This is a genomic window from Mesorhizobium sp. WSM4312, from assembly GCF_002294875.1.
Taxonomy (GTDB): domain Bacteria; phylum Pseudomonadota; class Alphaproteobacteria; order Rhizobiales; family Rhizobiaceae; genus Mesorhizobium.
The window spans coordinates 60516-81334 of sequence record NZ_NSFU01000009.1 but is presented as its reverse complement, the minus strand read 5'-3'; the positions used below and the strand labels follow the sequence as shown (position 1 = coordinate 81334).

The 20819-nt window shown below is 58.3% G+C and carries 22 protein-coding genes, 1 tRNA gene and 1 pseudogene; 6 read left to right on the top strand and 18 right to left on the bottom strand.

From position 1 onward, the window contains the following. Positions 1-62 precede the first annotated feature (62 nt). Entirely contained in the window at positions 63-530 is a 468-nt protein-coding gene (locus CK228_RS34715; RefSeq protein ID WP_143750596.1) for a hypothetical protein, read from the bottom strand. Positions 531-1348: 818 nt separating this feature from the next. Then, on the bottom strand, positions 1349-1762 hold the full coding sequence (locus CK228_RS16435; protein ID WP_245438048.1) for a site-specific integrase: 414 nt from the start codon (positions 1760-1762) through the stop codon (positions 1349-1351). 81 nt (positions 1763-1843) lie between these two features. Between CK228_RS16435 and CK228_RS34705 the strand changes: the two genes are divergently transcribed. Continuing rightward, on the top strand, positions 1844-2032 hold the full coding sequence (locus CK228_RS34705) for an HK97 family phage prohead protease (RefSeq protein ID WP_143750595.1): 189 nt from the start codon (positions 1844-1846) through the stop codon (positions 2030-2032). 9 nt (positions 2033-2041) lie between these two features. On the opposite strand, the gene CK228_RS16430 is transcribed toward CK228_RS34705, so the two are convergent. From CK228_RS16430 to CK228_RS16400, 6 genes are all read right to left on the bottom strand, one after another. After that, a complete protein-coding gene (locus tag CK228_RS16430; RefSeq protein ID WP_095788520.1) occupies positions 2042-2227 on the bottom strand; it encodes a hypothetical protein in 186 nt (61 codons plus the stop codon). 116 nt (positions 2228-2343) lie between these two features. Further along, positions 2344-2631 (bottom strand): hypothetical protein, encoded by a 288-nt coding sequence (locus CK228_RS16425; RefSeq protein ID WP_095788519.1) that lies wholly within the window; start codon positions 2629-2631, stop codon positions 2344-2346. 253 nt (positions 2632-2884) lie between these two features. Further along, the gene (locus CK228_RS35780; protein WP_245438047.1) at positions 2885-4225 is read right to left on the bottom strand and encodes a hypothetical protein; all 1341 of its coding nucleotides are present in this window, start codon (positions 4223-4225) and stop codon (positions 2885-2887) included. A 176-nt stretch (positions 4226-4401) separates the two neighbouring features. Beyond that, entirely contained in the window at positions 4402-5001 is a 600-nt protein-coding gene (locus CK228_RS16415) for a hypothetical protein (protein WP_143750594.1), read from the bottom strand. After that, positions 4998-5414, bottom strand: a complete 417-nt coding sequence (locus CK228_RS16410) for a hypothetical protein (RefSeq protein WP_095788517.1) — start codon at positions 5412-5414, stop codon at positions 4998-5000. The genes CK228_RS16415 and CK228_RS16410 overlap by 4 nt, the downstream gene beginning before the upstream one ends. A gap of 285 nt (positions 5415-5699) precedes the next feature. Next, positions 5700-5861: a hypothetical protein gene (locus tag CK228_RS16400; protein WP_245438046.1), complete on the bottom strand. Its 162-nt coding sequence runs from the start codon at positions 5859-5861 to the stop codon at positions 5700-5702. Positions 5862-6009: 148 nt separating this feature from the next. On the opposite strand from CK228_RS16400, the gene CK228_RS16395 reads away from it, so the two are divergent. Next, positions 6010-6873, top strand: a complete 864-nt coding sequence (locus CK228_RS16395) for an ATP-dependent DNA ligase (protein WP_095788515.1) — start codon at positions 6010-6012, stop codon at positions 6871-6873. 28 nt (positions 6874-6901) lie between these two features. Here CK228_RS16395 and CK228_RS16390 read toward each other — a convergent pair whose 3' ends face one another. Continuing rightward, a complete protein-coding gene (locus tag CK228_RS16390) occupies positions 6902-7501 on the bottom strand; it encodes a hypothetical protein (protein ID WP_143750593.1) in 600 nt (199 codons plus the stop codon). 530 nt (positions 7502-8031) lie between these two features. On the opposite strand from CK228_RS16390, the gene CK228_RS16385 reads away from it, so the two are divergent. After that, positions 8032-8724, top strand: a complete 693-nt coding sequence (locus CK228_RS16385) for a hypothetical protein (protein ID WP_095788513.1) — start codon at positions 8032-8034, stop codon at positions 8722-8724. A 293-nt stretch (positions 8725-9017) separates the two neighbouring features. On the opposite strand, the pseudogene CK228_RS16380 reads toward CK228_RS16385, so the two are convergent. The 3 genes and pseudogenes from CK228_RS16380 to CK228_RS16370 all read right to left on the bottom strand — a co-directional run. Then, positions 9018-9499 (bottom strand): annotated as a pseudogene (locus CK228_RS16380) (transposase); the annotation flags it as partial. A gap of 601 nt (positions 9500-10100) precedes the next feature. Beyond that, positions 10101-10349 carry a conjugal transfer protein TraD gene (locus CK228_RS16375; RefSeq protein WP_095788512.1) on the bottom strand — a complete coding sequence of 83 codons (249 nt, stop codon included), beginning with the start codon at positions 10347-10349 and terminating at the stop codon, positions 10101-10103. Position 10350: 1 nt separating this feature from the next. Further along, positions 10351-10689, bottom strand: a complete 339-nt coding sequence (locus CK228_RS16370) for a conjugal transfer protein TraD (protein ID WP_095788511.1) — start codon at positions 10687-10689, stop codon at positions 10351-10353. A 159-nt stretch (positions 10690-10848) separates the two neighbouring features. On the opposite strand from CK228_RS16370, the gene traA reads away from it, so the two are divergent. After that, complete coding sequence (gene traA, locus CK228_RS16365) at positions 10849-13896, top strand: Ti-type conjugative transfer relaxase TraA (RefSeq protein ID WP_095788510.1); 3048 nt, start codon at positions 10849-10851, stop codon at positions 13894-13896. 129 nt (positions 13897-14025) lie between these two features. Next, the gene (locus CK228_RS16360; RefSeq protein WP_095788509.1) at positions 14026-14241 is read left to right on the top strand and encodes an AlpA family phage regulatory protein; all 216 of its coding nucleotides are present in this window, start codon (positions 14026-14028) and stop codon (positions 14239-14241) included. Between the two features lie 337 nt (positions 14242-14578). Here CK228_RS16360 and CK228_RS16355 read toward each other — a convergent pair whose 3' ends face one another. The 4 genes from CK228_RS16355 to CK228_RS16340 form a co-directional block, all read right to left on the bottom strand. Further along, on the bottom strand, positions 14579-16147 hold the full coding sequence (locus tag CK228_RS16355; RefSeq protein WP_143750592.1) for a hypothetical protein: 1569 nt from the start codon (positions 16145-16147) through the stop codon (positions 14579-14581). Beyond that, positions 16101-16334, bottom strand: coding sequence for a hypothetical protein (locus CK228_RS34700; RefSeq protein WP_143750591.1), 234 nt, complete (start codon positions 16332-16334; stop codon positions 16101-16103). The genes CK228_RS16355 and CK228_RS34700 overlap by 47 nt, the downstream gene beginning before the upstream one ends. Next, a complete protein-coding gene (locus CK228_RS16350; RefSeq protein ID WP_280951024.1) occupies positions 16331-17395 on the bottom strand; it encodes a dsDNA nuclease domain-containing protein in 1065 nt (354 codons plus the stop codon). The genes CK228_RS34700 and CK228_RS16350 overlap by 4 nt, the downstream gene beginning before the upstream one ends. A 518-nt stretch (positions 17396-17913) precedes the next feature. Beyond that, on the bottom strand, positions 17914-18111 hold the full coding sequence (locus CK228_RS16340; protein WP_095788505.1) for a helix-turn-helix transcriptional regulator: 198 nt from the start codon (positions 18109-18111) through the stop codon (positions 17914-17916). Between the two features lie 326 nt (positions 18112-18437). Between CK228_RS16340 and CK228_RS16335 the strand changes: the two genes are divergently transcribed. After that, a complete protein-coding gene (locus CK228_RS16335; RefSeq protein WP_245438045.1) occupies positions 18438-18893 on the top strand; it encodes a hypothetical protein in 456 nt (151 codons plus the stop codon). A 33-nt stretch (positions 18894-18926) separates the two neighbouring features. Here CK228_RS16335 and CK228_RS16330 read toward each other — a convergent pair. Together CK228_RS16330 and CK228_RS16325 are read right to left on the bottom strand one after the other, a co-directional pair. Then, a tRNA-Arg gene (locus CK228_RS16330) sits at positions 18927-19003 on the bottom strand. Between the two features lie 276 nt (positions 19004-19279). Next, positions 19280-20767 (bottom strand): HAMP domain-containing sensor histidine kinase, encoded by a 1488-nt coding sequence (locus CK228_RS16325; RefSeq protein WP_095773277.1) that lies wholly within the window; start codon positions 20765-20767, stop codon positions 19280-19282. Between the last annotated feature and the right edge of the window lie 52 nt (positions 20768-20819).

Genomic DNA, 20819 nt, shown 5'->3' with positions numbered 1-20819 from the left:
TTCAAGATATCTGCATACGGCTTGACCTCGGCTGTACCGATCGCACGTTGGGTAGGATCGGGTTACTCGCGGTCGTCGGTGTCCGCTCGGGCACGTTGAAGGTCGGCTAGGGAAATCCCAAGACGGTCCAATACCATTGCCGCGAGCTCCGGCTTCTCGTGGTCGCGGGCGAGAGCGCCGAATGCCGCGGTGACGCCCTGCAGGGTCTTTGCAGCTTGTTGTGCTTTGGTCTCTGGTTCTATCTGTCGGTTCGTAAACCTTGTCATGTGATCCAGCATTCGCTTCAAGGTTCCAGTCGAACCTTTTTTCATCAATAGTCGTAATAGATGTCGTGACCACGAGTAAAATGCGGCCAAAATGAAGGAAATGGATAAAAAGAACGATGGAAAGGTCACGGCATCAAAATAATCATCGGTAGAGCGCGGGCCAATACTATATAGTCTAAAAAGTTCTGCCGATAACGCGAATGCGGCGAATCCGCAATTAAACTTAATCAGTGTTAATATGGGAATCTTTATGACCTTTGACACCAAAATAGGAAGTTTTCCGCATCCAAACAAGCCGCTAATAAAAAAACTCAACAATTGCGGAACAACAGCTAGGCCGGATCCGAGGCAACGAGCATTATTTCTCCCCAGATATCGGTAGAGATTTCAAAGTACCACCTTAAAAAACGTGCTAGGATAGACTCTTTATTTGATTGTGATATTTCTGGGATGTTTTCAAAAACATTCCATGTTAGAATATTTTGGGCATTAAAGAGATAATACATGCCAAACGTTATGTAAAATAAAAAGAAAAACATAAACAGAAGCAAATATACCTCATTAGGGTTGCGTTCGCGAATGACATTATTGCAATTGTGATCGTCAATATTGGGATTGAAAGCGTAATTGCTGGACTATCTAGCGCGGATGCAGCCAGGGCAATGTTAAGTGCTAAAACGAGCACTAACATAGGCAGAGACAATGTCTGCCGTCAGCCCGACGAGATCGGCCGTCGCGGCTTCGTTCTGAACGCTCAAGTATTCGCTCCTGGTAGGTGGTCAAAGTCACTTCGCCCATTTGTCGTATATCGCAATTTTGGGCGATCGCGAGACAAATAGCATCGCGAAAGCTGTGAGATTGAGCTCTGGCGAGTAGCCGACCCTAGCGGGGCATCTAATTCGCCTGGGGAACCTGGATTCGAACCAGGACTAACGGAGTCAGAGTCTTTTTAAAGCCATTGTAATAACACGCTATTTTGCCAACATGTTGCTCTGATGTTGCTATCGTAATCAATCGAAGCGCATGGCAACGGTTGTTAATTCAGAAGAGTCGCAGCCGCGTTATCCATGGCACCTGCATCGTCACCCCGATGGGAAAAGGTGACTGTATGTGTCCAACGTGACTTGAATCGAGCTATGGCCCATCCGCTCCTGCACCAACTTTGCGGGCAGCCCAAGTCCGCCATCTTCCGGACGGTTAATTAGCCACGACGCGTAGTAGTGCCTCAATGAATGAAGGCCGGAATATTTCGGCTTGAGTACCGGATTGCCTTTGGCGTCCTTTTTGCCTGTGTCGATCGTGACCCCGGCATCGAGCTGGGCAGGGTAAAACCAGCGTTTTGTGATGTTCGCATAGAACTCGACCTTGCCCGTGCCTGACGGAAACACAAGCCCGAGATCGCCGGTCGGGCAGTCCTTTTGTTCAGCACTTTCACAAACTCGGCGGGAGGGGTATTGTGCGGCGTCCCTTCTTCGATTTCGGGGATCCGATTTCATGGTAGGCGTCAGCGCGCTGGCGGATCGTGACCGTCGCTTTGTCGAGATCAATGTCAGACCAGCGCAACCCTCGAAGTTCGCTTGCGCGCACAATTGCCGCTGCGCACCATAGAGGACATTGATTGTTGGGAAATCACGTTGACAGCATTCCCAGCTTACGAGACGACGTCTGCCAGCCTGCGCTCCGATAACGCCGCAAACGCTGCAAGACGTCTCGCCAATGCCCGGAGGGAGGCCGAGACCAAAATGCGGTTCCGGGGCATCCATTAAGAAACGTCGCTAGTTTTCCGCGTGACTAAACACGACGGCGCCGTTGTCCTTGCGAACTTCAACGCATACGACGCCATCGTCACCCCTTCGGGTCTGGAACATGGCAATTGCATGATCTTTGGCCACCTTTTCGGTGTCAAAAGTCTCCTGGTCGATGATGCCCTGTCTTCCATACCAAATAACGGTGAACGCCATTGCCGGCCTCCATTCGAGGCACCATAGGCGCTCTTACCGGTACCTTCAAACGGCTCGATAAGGACACGCGTCTGTGGCCAGAAAGGCGGCGTTTTCGCGCCGCCTTTCACGCAGTTTCAGCCACCCATCTTCTTGGCCATCGCGCAGAAATCTGCATGCGATTTGTTGATCGTGGTATCGCCGCAGTCTTTCAACACCGCCTTCTGTTCGTCTGGCTTCATGGACATCCATGCGGTCTTGAAATCCGCTTCCGACCTCAATGTTTTCATGCCGGCATCGGTGAAGAACGGCGACATCTTTGCCGGATCGTCGAGCGCGGATGTTCCTCCGCTTGAAGCCGCCAGCGCAGTTCCAGTTATCATGGTGAGCGCTATCGCGCCCATAGCGAGAATTTTGAAGTTCATATTCTTATCTCCTCACGCTACGTCGATCGTATGCAACAATCATCCCTTCCGAACGTCATCGTGGAGGAAAGGTTGCCAACCTGCGCCGAAAAGGCGGAATATTATTCCATTCAGTGGGGCGCACGCGGCATCCGCTAGTGGATAGGTTGCGTAGCATCGCGTAAACCTTGGCCCTCGGATAAGGCGGACGGCATAGGGCGGCTTCGGTCCTAATATCCGCAAAATTAGGAATTTGGGCATGGCGCCTATAGAGCTATTTTCTGTCTTCATGTAAGACTGCGAGCGCCCATTCTACGTAAGCCCGAAATTCTGGAGAGTGATTGACGAACGCGAGAATTGTTGATGCGTTCCTTAAAAGGATAGGCAACGCTACCCGGGCAAACTCCGCGTTGCTAACGCCACCGACTATAGCACCTAACGTCATTACTTTGCCGGCCGCATCCAGCGCCGAAGTTGGTTTCCCAATTAAGGCTCGAAGAATGGCAAGAATGCCGTTTTTGACAATAATGTGTGCGGCATAACCCGTGCGAGTCCCCGTCCACCCAAATTCGTGAACATAATCTGCGATCGGCTTGGTAACGGCACGAGTCCGAGCTTCAACGAGGTCTGCGTTCTCCGAGAATATTGCTATAAGCTTGTCGCCGGGTTCACGGAGACTGTTAACAAGCTCCTCCTCGTGCATAAAAGCATCAGATCTGCTAACGAGGTCACGACCCTCCTCAAAGCCCATTATAAATGCGCCGTGCAACCTCGCAATATTGTGAAGAGCGGATTCTATCTGTGGCTCAATCGGCTCGGAAAGAGTCCTTATTACATTCTGACTCCGATACGCACTTTCGAAGCCGTACAGCGCACCACCGACCGACCAAAGATTAACAACGTCGAGTTGCTCAGTTTCGCAATCTACTATCTGCTCATAAGCCTCTACCGTTCGCGACAATTCCGGAAATCGATTTTTGATGCTTGGTATAAGAGCAACGGCGTCGCGAACTGCGGCTTTAAGGTTGGAGTGTAATTTTCGCTGCATTTCAATTTCGGCATCACCCGGAGGTGACAGGGAACTCGCTAGTTTTCCTCCGCGTATTTGATAGTGAGGACCTGCTGTCGTGGTAGGCTCTGGCGGCTTAGACGAACTAGGCGAACTAGGCGAACTAGGCTTGCTGGGCACGTAATCCGGAGAAATGCCACCAATCTCTAAGACGGTCTCAGCTACCTGCTGGTCTAGTTCAGGCGGAGGTTTATTCCTTGGTTTAGACCGCGCAGGCCGTTGCCACGCCGGCTCCGTCTTCATAGGCATGCGCGCGTGGCTTGGATGGTACTTGTTTCGATCAATTGACGAAAAGATGAGTTCCAGCTCAGCAAGAGGGTCAGCTTCCAGCACACTTTTGGTATACTCGCGCTCGACGCTCGCAATGGCGTCCTCCAGAGAGCGTTTATGCCCCGCTATGGCTTCGGCGGCCAGCGGCGGCGAATATTCGGCCAGCTTCTTGGCCAGCATCGAACCAACGCTGTCATAGATGCGCGTACGCTTTTCGGGCGTCTCGTCACCGTGCTTGTCGAGCGCCTTTTTCAGAATAGCAACAAAATCTGCCATTTGCCCTCCGTCAGCTCGAATAGCATTTCGGCTCTCATCTGAATAGCAAAGGTGCCCGATCGCACAGCCGTGTGCTTAAGAAGGCTGCTCAAGGAAAACATCCGAATGACCACTACCAACCTGCCGCCGCGGGATCGCAACCGAAGCGCACTTCACCCGCGACGCTCTGAGGTCGGTCAATGCGCGGTGGTCTGGCCGTTCAACGTGCCTCGCTCGGCGATTAGCTCGCGCTCACGTTTTGTGAGGAGAGACGGTTCCACATTTTCCAAGATCGTTAGAGTGATCCCACGACCTTCGCGATGCGCAGCGACTAACTCGCGATGTATCCGTCGGAAGCTATCAGGCTTCTGAGGCCGATAGGGCCAGCCATTCAGAATCTTGAGCACGTTGTTCGAGTATTCGACTTTAGGGCGCCTGATTGACGTATACTTGCCAATGTAGGTGCCCACACCATCGATGCGCCACTCATAGATGCCCGGCAGTGCCTCATCGACGGTTTCGGCCACAATGTAATTGTACCAACCTGGCTTAAGGATCGCAGTAGGCACAGCCTTGGGACCGGTTGACGGTGCCACGATCTTCGGGCCTCTATTGGCCAGCAACGCGGCCAGCACGCTTTGCATCGCAACGTGCTCCGCACTGTCGATGTCCACCGTCCAAGCGGAGTATCGGCTATGCCACTCGAAGTGCTGTGCGCGAAGCGCTCGTCGGAACACCTTCGGATTGATGCCCACTGAATGGGCCATTTCCTCAGCATTCGTCAATTTTGCTTTCATCGCCTTGCCTTGCGCCAGCCAGCCGCGCGCGCTTCGGCCTCGCTGCAGAACCAGCGTTCGCCATACTCAGGGCTGATCTTCGTTTCCCAATAATGCTCCTGGCCGGGGACGTGATAAATGTGCTCGCCGGTGTTGATCGAGATATTGCCCTTGATGTTGCAGCCAATGCCCTTGGAAAAGAGACCGACGCTTGGAGTTGCTGCTTCCTCCGCGCCGTCAGGGAGCTGCATGAGGCTGGGAGCGGCGCCGATGAGGCCAGGGTTCTGAGATAGGATAACGGCAAGTGGCACCAGGAGCAGCGCGAACAGATATTCGAGCCGCCAAAATCCGCGTCTCCGCCGCTTCCCGGCGTTCTTGTGCCACCGGTTAGCCTGGTCGGCGCCAATATTGTTCTGTTGCTGGACTTTGCCCACAGTCCCACTCTCCCCGCCGGCAGAATGCTTCCCTTGGTAAAAAGAGTCCAGAGAGATTTAGTTAGAGCTAATGTGAAGTTAACCTGCGATGGCTATCCCGACGCCTATCCCAAGGCCGATAGCGAGGCCCAAGGAACAGCTAACAGCTTGCCGGCAAAGATCGAGAGCGAAGGCGCGCATCTGGGCCAAGCGCTTGCCTGTGGCTCTCTGAGCGCTGCTGCGATGTCGTCGAAGATCGCGTCCATTCCGAGAATCTAGCGGGCAAATCTGAATCCCCTGTTTGGACTATGCTTTGATGTTTGGTGCCGGCGGTTTCATCGTCACGCGCAACTTCACCTTGTCGATAGTAGCGACGATTGCGACGGCAATGGCTTCCGCTTCATCAAGCAAGGTAGGCCCATAGAGGCCGTTCACCGCTTCCTCGCTCGGCAGCACGCCAGCGGACAATGCTCCTCTATCGTCGCTCGTATCAACCGCAACGCCTCGCGGGCTTCGGGATCGTTCTTCATGGTCGAGCGAACACGCTGGTGCGTTGAAAGTTCCGGAACTATTTTAGTTAAAGCTAATTGAATTGCGTGTTTTGCGAGTCCTGCGTATGCGTTTGAAGTTCATCGAGCCGCTGATGCCGACCTTGGTGGAGAAGCCTCCTGAGGGCGACGACTGGATTCACGAGGTCAAGTTCGATGGCTACCGGTCACAGATTGTCAGGGGCGGGAGCGGCGTGCGCATCTTCACCCGGCGTGGTCTGGACTGGACGGCGAAATATCGCGATCTCGCCAAGGCAGCTGCCGCCCTCGATGTCGAAAGCGCCATCATCGACGGCGAGATCATCGTGCTGAACGCCACCGGCCTGTCGGACTTCGCAGCGCTGCGCAAGGCGATCACGCGCCGCCAGCACGACCTCTATTTTGTCGCTTTCGATCTTCTGCACCTCAATGGCCACGATCTGCGCGACATGCCACTGGAAGACCGCCGCGATGTCCTTCGGGCGATGATCCCGGCCGGTGGCAGAATCCAGTTCAGCGAGGCGCTGCCGGGCACAGGAGCGGCTGTCTTTCACCTGATCGACCAAGCCGGGCTCGAGGGCATGGTTTCGAAGCGCAAGGATAGCGTCTATCGGAGTGGCAATTCGACGGCATGGCTGAAGATCAAGTCTTACGCGATCGACGAATACGATCTGCTTGGCGTCGAGCGGGAACCCGGCAAGCGGGCATTCGCCCTCATGGCTGAGCGCGGGACTGGCCGCTATGTCGGATCAGCATTCATCAGCTTGAACCGGGAGATGCGCGAACGCCTCTGGCAGCGCGTGCAAGAGCACACAGGGCCGGCACCGAAAGGCATCAGGCGGCCGGCGACACAATGGGTTAAGCCGGGACTGATCGGTCGCGTGAAGCACCTGCGCGGCGAGGAGGATCTGCGGCACGCATCGTTACAGGATTTCAGGGACGAACAACCTTAGATGCTCGAGCATGAAGTGGGAGATCCGCTTACCAACTACACGGAGGGAATTGCGGGTGCCCGGTAATTTCCACTTGCATGTCCCCACTAAATAGCGACCGCTTTAGAATAACTTCTTGCGCGATCAGATGCGGCTTAGCGGGAATAAACATTTGCAAATAATTCTCTTCAGGCGCGGCGAGCGACGGCCATTTTTGTTCGTTTGCGAGTTTCGCCTGAAAGGTGGCGGACCCTTTGGGTCCAACTGTGAGATTCTTGCCCAAGAAGTTCATTATACCGGTCTCAAGCCGCTTCTTTGTTCCAGCTGCGCCTGGACTGCACACGAACAATTCGGTCGAATTGGTTATTGTGAATGTAGCATTCGTGCTGTTTGTGACGTTGACTGCAAATTCGCCGATCTTGTCTGGGAAGAGCCAATGCCAGAGATCGCTTCGATGCGACCAACCCTCAGGAAGCACCCAATAAACGCAGACTGCTAGGATTGGAACCATCGCTTTGCGCCAGTTCTTTAAAAGCCATTCTACGTTACGAATGATATCGGGCTTTCCAGCATCACTGTCGGACTTAGCCTTGGTTTCTTCAGGTGAGGGCGAACTCGACTGTTTGCCTGTCGACTTTTTGACGGTCACGGAAGGATTTCCACCACGTATGATATTCGCATCCTCTAAAACATGAACCTCCACTTCTCCTATGTCGAGCGCAAAGAATATCTCTCAGAAGGCGCGGCAATCGGGCAGGCTCATATCGCCGGAACTGTGTTCCTCAAAGGAATTGCTCCCCTTCGCTTCGGTGCTCGTAGTAGAACCAGTGCGACGGCTGCTTCGGCCTGGCAAAACCCCCCGCCTGCATCCTTGCCGCAGCCTGCGTGCTCGCAAACATGGCTAAGCGGGCCGCGCTCACGTGCCAGGACAGCCTCGCCGGGGCGTAGCGGTTCGTCGCTCATAGCGGATTGATCGGACCCGACCAGGGCAGGGTGGTCGTTCGGCTGCTTGTTTATGACCGTCGATGTCGTGGCGCAAGATGTCCTTCAAATCAACGACAGTTGATTCGGGGATGAACGGCTGCAGAGGCTGAGATTGCCGATGTTCGCGAACGCGCTGCCGAGCTAGGGGAAACGGTTGAGGCGCTTGAAGCGGAAAGGGGAGCGCGGACGGCCCGCATGCGCGAGCTGCTGCCGCTGATGAATAGCCTTCAGGAGGACATTCTTCGCGAAGTGCCTGCGGTTCAAACGATTCGCTCGCGCGCCAGTGCCGTCATCGCGCGCAAGCTAAACTTGCAGAAGAGCCTCGAGCTCGTGCGCCGGCGCGATGCGCTTTTCGCACAGCGCACCGAACTCGGTGTCAGTCCAGGTTATGACAGCAGCACCATCGTCGCACAGCAGCAGCTCGATGGAGCAACGCTCGACCAGTTCAGTCAGGTGGTCGAGGCCGAGCTCCAGTCCTGGCAATTCCCGGACGCCCAGCGCGTATTCTTCGAACTGCCCAAAATGGACATCTCGGTCAGCGGAAAGGCGAGGGCGGCGAACGGCAAGGGTGTCAGGGCCTTACTCCACGGCGCGTTCAGTATCTCGCTGATGAAGTTTTGCAGGGATCGCGCTCGAGCTCATCCGGGCTTCCTGATCTTGGACTCGCTGTTCATCACCTATCGCGACCCCTCGGATGCGGGCGATAGTGCGATCGCAAGCACTCCCTTGAAGGATCGCGCATTTAAGGCGTTTTCGGCAATGCCGCCCAACCTTCAGTTGATCATTCTGGAAAATGTCGATGTTCCAGCGTGGTTGGACGGGCAACCCCATGTCACGCATTTCACCGGCAACGCGGCCGCAGGGCGCGCGGGCCTGTTTCCGAAATAGGAGCTCGCTCGGTCGCGGCAAAGACGAAAGATTTCTACAACCGCGATCGGATGACGCGCTCTGACGTTGCCCCCAGTTTCTATCCAGTTTTGAGTTCGTTTCGGGCGTTGGGTTTGCCCTGATGGGCGGCGGAAGCGACGGACGCTTGCGCGGCCTTTGGCACAGCTCAGCGCGAGCGACCGTCGCGGATTGAAGGTGCTGGCGAACTCGGCCGGTGTCTGCCAGGCGATTTGGGAGTGCGGCCGCGCGGGTGTTGTAGTCGGCGCGCCACAGGGCGATGGCTACGCGTGCCTGAGCCAGTGAAGACGCCGGTAGCTGAACCGGCGACGCTCCTGCGCGATCGCCTTCATCCGCTCGCGAACCTCGCGGTCGTCCTGCCTGCTGGTCTCGTAGCGAACCATCATGCGGCAACAGCCGGATGGCTTTACACGCCCGCCGTTCGCTCATCCCGAAGCCTTCCTTCAGGCGAGTGACAGCTTTCCGCTTGGCCGCGGGCGTCACCATTTCTTCCCACAAAATCCTTCAACGCGGCATTGTCGAGCATGGCGTCGGCCAGAAGCCGCTTCAGTCGTGTGTTCTCCTCCTCCAGCGCCTTCAGTCGCCACTCGTCGGAGACATCCATTCCGCCGAAGCGGGCCTTCCCGTTGTAGATCGAAGCATCGCTGACGCCGTGCTTCCAACACAGATCGGCAACCGATACCCCGGCCTCGTGTTCCTTCAAAATTCCGATGATCTGCTCTTCAGAGAAGCGGCTACGTTTCCTGGTCCTCTCGATGGGCCAGAACGAACTTCAAACCGGATTAGATCAGAGGGGCAAGGTCAGATGCCATTCAATTCAAGAGTAGCATCTTCCTCTCTCATCTCCGCCTGGCCATACCCGAAGTCGACGGGGAATGGGGCACCGACTACAGAGTTGCCATGCTTTCGCCAGCCGGAGAGGCCGTGCAAGAATACCAATCAGACACGCTGCCGCACGCCATCATCGGCGCCGTCCTCGTGGCGGTGTCGGACGGATGGACGTACCCGTTGGCTTTATACAAGCTTGTTGATTGAAGGGAGCCAGTGTTCCCGCCTTGGATCCGAGAGGCCTACGAAAGTGGGATCTGCCGGAAGAGGGTCCTCGAAAATCCACAATGTCGGAAAGCCTGTCCCCGCTTTAGTTTGCGGCAAAGCCCCGCTTCGCGACAAGTTTATGTTGGCGGTTATGTTGAAAACAAAAGACGCCATTTTATGCAATGGCTGACGGCGGTGAGGGCGGGGCTGTGAACCCAGACGGTCGGTTCCTCCGTGTGAAATACCCGTTTCACACTGAAGCAGTTGCTGGCCGGTTGTCACCAACTGGACGGCTTTGCATCGCCGCCGCTCGCCGAGCATCGCTATGTTCGCCGGCGATTTTCGTCTTCATGCCGTTCCGCATCGAACGCCAGCTTTCCCTTCGCCTCCCAAAGGTCTCGTGCATGCTCGCCTTCATCGCTTTGCAGCTTGGCAGCGATCCAGAGCAGCGCGCCGTAGATAGTGGCGCGATCATCGGCCGTGAGCTCGACGATGCCTGCCTTGATGATGAGCCCGCCCAGTTCAATCAAATGTCGGGTGCGCTTGCGGCGCTCGACCTGCCAGGTGCGCATGTCATTGCGAGCCAGCGCCGCTTGCCGGCGATTGTGGGCTGCCCGGCTGCGCTTGAGCGCTGCGCAGGTTTCGCTCAGTTGTCGGAGCAGTTCTCCTGGACCTGCTCTCGAAAAACATCACCCCACGCTTGGCCCATGCCTCGCGCTTTGCGGTGTCTTTCGTCTCAGTGATTGCGACCAACGCTCCCGCCAGTTCGTCGGTGCTGAGTTGATCGGCGCCGGTGGCGATCACCAGCTCGCCAAGCTGCTGCACCTTCCGCGTTTTGAGCTCCCGCGCCTTGTCTTCCAATGCCTTCAGTTCCGCGTCGAAATCGCGTGGTTTACGCACGGCTGTCTCCATCTGACGTCAATGCGGTGATGATAAGGGAGCGTCCGCCGAAAGGCTTCAGGGTTGCCGAGACAGCCCGGGACGGGCTGGTCCATCCCGAGAATTTTTCGAGGGAGGGCGCGCTTATACGTCGTGCCGACGTAGGCTTTGACGTGCAAATGATCTGGTCGCATGGCGATCTATCATCTTCACGTCAAGGTCATTGGCCGCAAGGCAGGGAGCAGTGCTGTGGCGTCCGCCGCCTACCGCTCGGCGTCGCGGTTGCGTGACGAGCGCATCGAACGCACGCACGACTTCTCCGCCAAGCGCGGTGTCGTTCATTCCGAGGTGATGCTGCCGGAGGATGCACCCGAAGCCTGGAGCGACCGCGAACGGCTGTGGAACGATGTCGAGGCGTTCGAGGTGCGCAAGGACGCGCAGCTTGCCCGCGAGGTCGAGTTTGCGCTCCCGCGCGAACTCAGCCAAGCGCAAGGCATCGAGTTGGCGCGGGACTTCGTTCAGGTCGAGTTTGTCAGCCGCGGCATGGTCGCCGATCTCAATGTGCACTGGGATAGGGCGGAGGATGGTAGCCCCAAGCCGCATGCTCATGTCATGCTGACCATGCGGTCCGTGGACGAGAATGGTTTTGGCGCCAAGGTTCGAGACTGGAATGCTACCCAGCTGGTCGAGCGCTGGCGCGAGCGATGGGCGGAGCTGGCCAATGAGCGTCTGGCCGAACTCGACATAGACGCCCGCATCGATCATCGCAGCCTGGAGGCGCAGGGCATTGCCCTGGAGCCGCAAACCCAGATTGGCGCGTCCGCTCAACGCATTGAGGACAGCGGCCTTGCTGCTGGCGATAGTGAAGCAGATCGCGCCGAACTGCACCGCGAGATCGCGCGCAACAATGGCGCGCGCATCATTGCCGATCCATCCGTGGCGCTTGATGCCATCACCCATCAGCAATCGACCTTCACCCGAAAGGACATCGCGAAGTTCTCGCACCGACACAGCGACGGCATGGATCAGTTCAACGCGGTCATGGGCGCCATCAGCAGCGCTCCCGATCTGATCGAACTCGGCAAGGACGGACGCGGCGAAGATCGCTTCACCACCCGGCAGATGATCGACACCGAACAGCGCCTGCATCGCGCTGCGCAACGCATGGTCGGGGAGGAGCACCACGCAGTGAGTGACGCACACCGCGACGCCGCTTTGGCGCGGGCAGCGCAACGCGGGCTTGTCCTGTCAGGCGAGCAGGCCGATGCACTGGATCACATCACCGACGGTCGCGATCTCGGTGTCGTCGTTGGTTTTGCCGGAACCGGCAAGAGCGCCATGCTGGGCGTTGCGCGCCAGGCATGGGCAGCAGCAGGTTATGAGGTCCGAGGCGCGGCACTCTCCGGCATTGCCGCCGAGAATCTGGAAGGCGGATCGGGCATCCCGTCTCGCACCATCGCCAGCATGGAACACAGTTGGGGACAGGGCCGTGATCTGCTCACCGCGCGCGATGTCCTGGTGATCGATGAGGCCGGCATGATCGGCACGCGCCAGTTGGAGCGCGTGCTCTCCCATGCGGCGGACGTTGGCGCAAAAGTCGTCCTCGTCGGCGATCCCCAACAGCTGCAGGCAATCGAGGCCGGCGCCGCTTTCCGTTCGATCCATGAGCGCAACGGCGGCGTCGAGATCGGCCAGGTGCGTCGACAACGCGAGGACTGGCAGCGCGACGCCACGCGCGATCTGGCAACCGGCAGGATCGGCGCCGCGATCAGCGCCTATGACGCGCAAGGCCTGGTGCATCAGGCCGCAACGCGCGACGACGCGCGAGCTCAACTCGTCGAGCGGTGGGATCGCGACAGGCAGGTGCAACCAGAGGCAAACCGGATCATCCTCACCCACACAAACGACGAGGTGCGCGCGCTGAACCAGGCAGCGCGCGAGTGCATGCGCGCTGCCGGAGATCTCGGCGACGAAGTGCAGGTGACTGTGGAACGAGGTGCAAGGGCCTTCGCCAGCGGCGACCGGGTCATGTTCCTGCGCAACGAGCGCGGGCTCGGCGTCAAAAACGGCACGCTCGGCATTGTGGCGGAAGTCAGCAAACAAGGCATGACCGTGCGCACCGATGACGACAGATCGGTGCGCTTCGACCTGAAAGACTATGCCCACATCGACCATGGCTATGCCGCGACCATTCACAAGGCGCAGGGCATGACCGTCGACCGGACCCATGTGCTCGCCACGCCGGGCATGGATGCGCATGGCAGCTACGTTGCCCTGTCGCGACATCGAAAAGGGATGGACCTGCATTATGGCGGCGACGACTTCGCAACCCGCGAACGGCTCGTCCGGACGCTGTCACGCGACCGTGCCAAGGACATGGCCTCGGACTACGACCGGACCGACCCGGCGCAGAGCTATGCCGAGCGGCGCGGCATTACGTTCCGACAGCGCGTCGTCGAGATCGTGCGCCGGATCGTTCCGGAGAAGCTGCGCGACAGGATCGGCGGGCTGCTGGACGGCTTGCGCTCGCCTGGAGACGGCGAACCCATGCAGGAACGTGGACTTGGGCCGGGAAGGGAGAGTGTTGGGGGGCAGAGCGGAGATGACGGCCCGACGCCCGGCAGAGGAAATCTCGCCACCGGGGTGCCACGCGACACGAATGTACCGGTGGACACGGAAGCGGCGTTGCGCCGAGCCCGCACCCAGGCGCTTGTCCGTCACGCGCACGCGATCGACGCGATCATCAGCACTGGAAATGCCGACGGGCAAGGTAGTTCCGAGCAGATGCGCGAATTGAAAGAAGCGCGCAGCGCTTTCGAAAAGGTTCGGCCGCATGGCTGGCGCGATGCTGAAGCGGCTTATGTGAAAAATCCCGAGCTGGTTCGTGAAGCGGGCGCCGGCCGCGTCAGCCGCATCGTGGTTGCTCTCCAGCTTGAAACGGAAATTCGCACCGGGATGGACATCGATCCCGGCCGCCGCGCCGACCGTTTCGTGGAGCGCTGGCAGAAGCTCGACCGGACAAGCCAGCGCCAATACCAGGCCGGCGACATGTCCGGTTACAAATCAACGCGCTCGACGATGTCCGATATGGCCAAGAGCGTCGAACGCGATCCGCAGCTTGAATCCCTGCTGGCAAACCGCAAACGCGAGCTTGGCGTCAACATCGATTCAGGTCGCCGCCTCGGCGCAGAACTCGCATTCAGCCATGGCATCGGCAGAGGGCGGGGTCTTGGGCTCTGACACCCCTCCGATTTGCCGCCGTTTCCACGCCACAGGCGGATGAGGCGACAAATCGGATTGCATCAGCGTTCGGTCAGTCCTGTCTGTCCCAGCAGATACCAGCAACAACCACCGTGAAGCAGGCGAGCTATGCCCGAGCCGGATCGCATCATACGCCTCAGAACCGTCCTTGGCCGGACCGGCCTGTCCCGCTCAACCCTCTATCGCAAGATTGCCGAAGGCACATTCCCGGCTCAGATCAAGATCAGCATAAACGGGGCGGGCTGGCGGGAATCCGATGTCAATCGATGGATCGCCGATCCTGTTGCATGGCGCGCCAGGGCGGGACGGAACAATAGCGACTAGGGGCAATCGATCGGCAGGCACATCGCTGCCATCGGGATAGGTTCACCTTTGTCAAATGCAATGACCGTAGTGGGGCCGACTGCTGACGGTCAGCTCTTGGCGAGATTGAGCGATAAGCCGCCGCGCTCCTGCCGACCCCACACCGGACGTTCGATCGCCGTCGACGCGGCACTTCTAGCCGACATCTCTTCTGGATCGACTGTCAATTTGCCCTATCAACAGATGACAAAATGGTCGCTGCCTGCCAACGGTGGCGTATGAGAACCTTTCGAAAGCTGCTGCGAGATAGGGTGCCCCTGATCTATTTCCGGTCGTGCGCAATTGGAACGCAATCGCGTTACTCCATCGCCAGTATCTTTTGAAAGAATGGGTCGAAGATGGTCTTAACACGATCGAATTCTTTTTCACGAAGGATTTGGCGCTTGGCTTCGCCATAGGTGGCGATGGCGACCCCTTCGAATTCAAGCCCTGAAGCGTCCTCGGTCGCAACGATGGTCTGCGCGTCGTCTGGAACGTGATCGAAAATGAACTTCACCATCTGGGGAAGATGAATCTTGTCCTGCCCCTGCTGGTTCGGGGAGTCGATCACGAGAGGGAATCTGACGCTCGTCGTGAATTCGATCTTCGTGTGAAGGAACGCGTAGTAGTAAGCCAGCAAGGCCCGCGGCCCCTCGCTTCCTCGCGCAACGTTAATGGAAACGATCGACTGCTTTTCTGGCTCGTCTAGATGGACGTCCAGTTCCTGCGAATACATCGACAGTCGGGTGCGATAAAATTTCCTGATCTCCGAAGTGCGCGTTCTGTCGGTGAACTCGTTCATCGAAGCGCGCAGAGACTCGGTTCTGTTTCTGGAGCCGTCCGCCGCCACGATCTTCTCGTTCAGCGACACCCGAAGGAGCTTGGCGGCCTCGGTCTTGCCGGCCGCGACGAGCACATCGTTGAGGGACAGCGACTGTTTTTGCGTTTCGAGAATCTTCTGGACACGCGCCAGGCTTGCACCGATCGTCTCTAGGTTGCCGCGCTCGGCCCGTTCCTTTTCGACCAGCCTTTCCAGCTTAGACTGCACCTCGGTCAGCGCCTTCGATAGGACGCCCTCGTCCTCGATCAAGGCGAATCTTTCGGCAAGGGAGTTCTGGTACTCGTGCCCGCAGGTGGGGCACTCGACCTGATGTGGCAATGAGGACGCAAGCTCAAACTCGCCCCGCATTTCATTGAGAGCGTTCTGGAGAAGGACCGCTTCAGCCCTGACGAGATGGGTTTCCTCGTGGAGGTCGGACACCGTCCGGCGATGTTCCGCCTGCAGCACAAGAAGCCGCTCGCTTTCCGCGACGAGGTCGTCGCACTCGCTGGCGAATTCCTGCAAGTCGTAGGTCGGGGTCGTGCCTTCGATCTCTTCGATCTGGGTCATCGCCTGGCGGAGCGTCTCGACGGCGGTCTCTAAGCTGGAAAGGACGATCTTCTCCTTCGTCAACTCTGCCTTGGCGGCATAGTAGCCATCCGGCCGTATGCCTGAATGATAATCCGCAAGCGTGGCCGCGCTTTCCGGCAGGTAGAAGTCCTTGCGGAAGGAGACCCAGGTATTGTCCCAGCTTCCGTCCTGGTCAATGTAGAACGGTGCGAACAGATACGCGGGTGGCGGCGTTAACGTTTCCCCGTCCTTGTCCACCATCTCCAGCTTAAAGCCGAAGAACTCAGCAAGCTTCGGTCCCCAGTCCTTGACCAGCCGCTGGCCCCAGAACCGTCTGTTGCCCTTGTCGTCGAAGAGCGAAAGCACGCCGTGGGCTTTTACCGAAAACCAGGTCGCGCCCGCGAACTCGAATTCGAGGCAGCTCGACACGTTGGCATTCTTCCAGCGGTCGTCAATCTTGTTTGGCGTTGCTCCCAGAGCCTCGTATAGGCTCTTCATTATGACCGACTTTCCAAAGCCGTTTGCGCCTTGAATCAACAGCTTTGCCGAATGCAATGGTACGTGCAACGCTCTCTTTTCGACCTGCGACAACAGGAAGAGATTTTTGAATCTTACCGTTGGCATTGCTGCTCTCACTCAGTTTTCGAAGGACGCGCCGCAGTCTCGTTGTGTCGTCGTCCGTCATGTCATGGTTTCCATCAGTTCGACGATCATCGCGGACTGGAGATCGTAAAGCTCCGACGCGGGTTCAGAGAGACCGTGGGCCTTCAAGGCTACGGCTGCCTCAAGCACACTGTCCATACCGCTCACCGCGGTTTTGCCGATGGCGTCGCGGATCGCTGCGCTCAGCTTGGCGGCCGTCCTGCCCCCCGCGCGACGGTCGTTAACGTACGCCATGCACATATTTTTGATTCGCTGGATCTGCAGCGCCCCTATGCCGTCGGCAGCGAGTTCGTCGTTCACGCTCGGCCACCACTCGACAAGGTTCTTCGACCTACTCTGAACCCGGACGATCAGACGGCTGATCGCGTCGCGGTCCAGGGCGACACGCTGGCGCAATTCTTCGACCGTTGCCGACTTGGTCTTATTGCCGGTGCACTCACCCGCGGCGGCGAGAAGGGCCGTGTAGAAGGGGCTGGAGACCGCTACGAAATCCGGATGGAGTTCTTCCAGCATCGTTACGATCCTGCCAAGCACCGTGGCGCGATAACTTTCAAGATCGAACGGAACGCGCTCGAACGTCAGAAGCGTCGCGTGAGTCTTGTTGAAGCCGGCAGGGAAGTCCGCCTCCAGCGACTTCATCAGCGCTTCCTGATCGGCCGAGCAGAGATCGGCGACCGAAAGCTCGCCGTCGTGGAGGTCGGATTTGGTGGCCGTCGCCAAGGTGGCGCTAAGCGGCCGGTTGGATAATATCGACGCCCGGCGAATGTCCGGCCCGAACTGCGCCACATTGTAGTAGGCCTTGCCGACGATGGATTTCGGCAGCTCGCCTTTTGGGCTTCGCCTCGCGAGCCTCTTTGCTGTCCACGTGAGTTCGCTGCTCGATTTCACCTGATAGAACGAGAGTTCTGAGTTCTCCCCTTCCCCAACGAAGACGACGAGGTCGTCGTGATGATCGAACAGGGCGACGAATTCCTTGCCCTGTCTGAAGAGGTCGAGAACCAGCGCCATTGAGACGTTCACCTGGTAGTCGAAGGCCATGAACGCTGAGGAGCCCGCGGTTTCGCGAGGCTGTTTCGACGCCACCGTCTTTAGTGTGGGCTTTGGCAATGAGACTCGTTCCGGAAGGGTTTGGATCTTTTACAATCTAATGCAGAAAATGGAAGTGGGGCTACGATCAGAGGCGTTGTTGCAACTCGGTCAGTCCAACGGGACCGTTCCCGACCTCGAAGTCCTCGCTCGCGATGGTTGATCTCGCGTCTCAAGAACAATTGCTTTCGTACAACATGCCTTCAAGACCAGCTGTAACGCACCATGCGATCTGTCTGGCATCTTGTGTCCAAGCGTAACGATAGTGCGACGACGACGGTTTCTCTGCGCCCGCAAGCTTTTGGAGCTAGACACACGGCCACGGCCACCGCCAATCAGAGGCGTCGGATTCCCGATGGTGCCAGCTGTACGGCAAACAAGGTCTCAGCGAAATGTCCGCTTCCGGGTCGATGGCAAGTGCCCAGTCATGACCGAAATGAGGCGCGAAGCAGCCGCTCGCTACAGCGCTGTTGAATGGCGTGCTCGCGAGCAGTTCGGAAGGTCCGAGCTACGATTCAGTTTGGTTCTGCTGCCAAGCGCTTGATGGCTGCAGAAGGATCGAACCCCAGGATTTTCGCCAGATCGATGAATTCGACCACGTCGACGCGGCGTTGGCCGCTTTCGAGCCGTGCTACAAATGACTGATATTCGCCGAGCCTCGCGGCAAGCTCGGTCTGTGTAAATCCACTAGCCTCACGCTTTTCAATCAGCATAGCGATCAAGGACTGGTGGCGGTGCGTCCCGAGCGTTTTTACCAAAGATTTGCCTCATCCGGTTCCAGATGAGGGCTTCAATTATATCTGATTTCCAGTTATCTTAAATTCAGATACGACATCGCCGTGCCGAATTGGAGGAATTCAAGATGGCGTCATTAACAGCGACAAAACATGACCCTGCTCTCACCCTGTGGGCCGCATGGCATCGGGCTCAACATACGTCTCTGGTACTTTGCAGGGTGCAGCAGCGGTTGGAGACGAGAACTATCAGCAATACCGGAATTCAGGTATTGACCACGGGGGAACAGACAGAGCCCGTTCGGGTGACCGAACTGGACGGCCTCCGTCAATATGCTGTCGCTCAGGAGGCCGAAGTCTTAGCTGTGACCGAGGCGCTCAAACTTCAGGATGCGCTTCCAGATGTGGCAGCTTTGTCCCTGGCTGGGATCTTGGCCAAGTTGGAAGTGATAGTCGGAGCGGACCGGGATATTGGCGACCCGACCGATTTCCCTTGGCCACACATCGCTTCAGTAGTGCGCGACTTAAAAGCTATCACGGGCGATTTGCCGCTCTACCAGTCGGACCGCTCCACCACCCGCGCTGATGTAGCGAGGCATCTGAAACAGGCAACCCAGCTTGTAGAGCCGCTAGAGGTGGAAAAGGCCACGACTCATGTACGCCAAGCTGCGACACAGTTTGCGGAAGCATCCATTTTTCCAAAACCGGCTGAAAAACCGGCTGAATTTTCAAAATCAAGCCGGCGCCGACGCGCCCGATAGGTCAAAAAACTGAGAGAAATCAATTGGATGAAATGGCGCGCCCGAAGAGATTCGAACTCCTGACCCCCAGATTCGTAGTCTGGTGCTCTATCCAGCTGAGCTACGGGCGCGCATCAGGCCATGTTTTCAACGGCCCCACGATCCGATCCCAAGGACCGGCCGCGAATGTGTGCAGTTCCCTAACGACTGAATTTGGGAAAAGCAAGCCGATCCGGCAAAAGTTTTGTCGTGGGCGTGTCATCCGGTGACGACGGCCCCGATCCCAGGGCTTTGAAGCTGCCGCGAAGCCGGTCTCGCTCAGGCAGAGAGGGGAAAAGTCTCGGGCGAAGCTCATCGAAAGCGTAGGCTTGAAGAGCAGAAGCCTCGGGAAAACAGCGCCGAGGCCGTCACGCCGGGCGGCGCAGGCTGCCGCGGGCCTGATCGAGCCGCACCGGCTGGTCGGGAATGGTGACGGCGAAAGTGGTGCGCCCGCCGATCGATTCGACCAGTTCCACCGTGCCGCCATGCGCCCGGATCAGTTCGTGAGCGATCGCCAGGCCAAGGCCGGTGCCGCCGCTGCGCGCCGAGCCGCGGAACGCCGCGAACAGGTTTTCGCGCGCCTTCGGCGGCAGGCCGGGGCCGGTATCGGTGACGGCGATGCGGCTGACGCTGCCCATGCGCTCGGCCGATACGGCGAGCCGCCGCACCACGGCGCTCTCCGTGTCGGCCGCCATCGCCTGCACCGAGTTGCGGCACAGATTGGTGAGCACCCTGAACAGCTGGTCGGAATCGGCGTCCACCTCGAAAGCCGCCTCGACGGCGTTGATGAACTCGATGCCTTCCTCGATGTCGAGCAGGCCGTGCACGTCCTCGACCAGCTGGCGCAGCCGCACCCGGCGGCGCGAAGGCGGCGGCTCCTGCGTGCGGCCATAGTGCAGCACGCCTTCCGAATAGGAGACGGCCCGGTCCAGCGCGCGCAAGAGCTTCGGCGCGAAGGCCTGCACGGTTGGGTCCCTGACCTGGCGCAGGCGGTCCGATATCAGCTGCGCCGAGGCCAGGATGTTGCGCATGTCGTGGTTGATCTTCGACACCGCCAGGCCGAGATCGGCAAGGTGTTTCTGCTCCGAAAGCATCTTCTGCAGCCGCTCCTGCATCTGCGACAGCTCGCGTTCGGCGACGCCGATCTCATCGGAGCGGGCGGCGGGACGGATGATGCGGCCGGGATCGTCGGGCGCTTCGGAGAAGGACAGCATCGAGCGCGTCATGGTGCGGATCGGCCCGATCATGATCAGGTCGATCGCGGCATAGACCAGCATGGCGGTGAACAGCGAGATCAGCAGCGAGACGAAGGCGACGTTGCGCGAATAGATGAGCATGGCCTTGCGCAGCGAGTAGTCCGGCATGATCAGCTCGAATTCCTTGTCGCTGTCGCCGACCGGACCGAAGACGCGCAGCATCCGGTCGCCGCCGAAGAACAGCGTATCGAGCGCGCCGGTCATGCCCTTGATCATGCCGACGCTGGCGAGGTCGATATGCTCGTCGACCTGAGGCGGCATGTCCGCCACCACCAGAAGCCGCGAGACGCCGCCGTCGCGCACCGCGATCGCCTTGGCGCCGATCGCCATCAGCACGTCATTCTGCGCCGTGCGCGACAGCGAAGTCGACTCGCCCTGCACCAGCACGATCGACACGGCCGCCGCCGTGCTCAGCCGTTCCTTGAGCCAGCTCAGCCGGTAGCTGGCGATCCAGGGCAGGAAGATGAGCACTTCGGCCAGAAGCACGAAAACGATCGTCAGCAGCAGCAGTTTCGTCGACAGGCCGCGCGACAGGGGTACCGTGCGGACGGCGGCGGGCGCCGTTCCGTTCACTTCCCCCGCCTGGCTGGTTTCGCTCATGCGATCCTGTCTTCACAATCACTTGATCGGCCAAGATTAGGCGATTACGGCA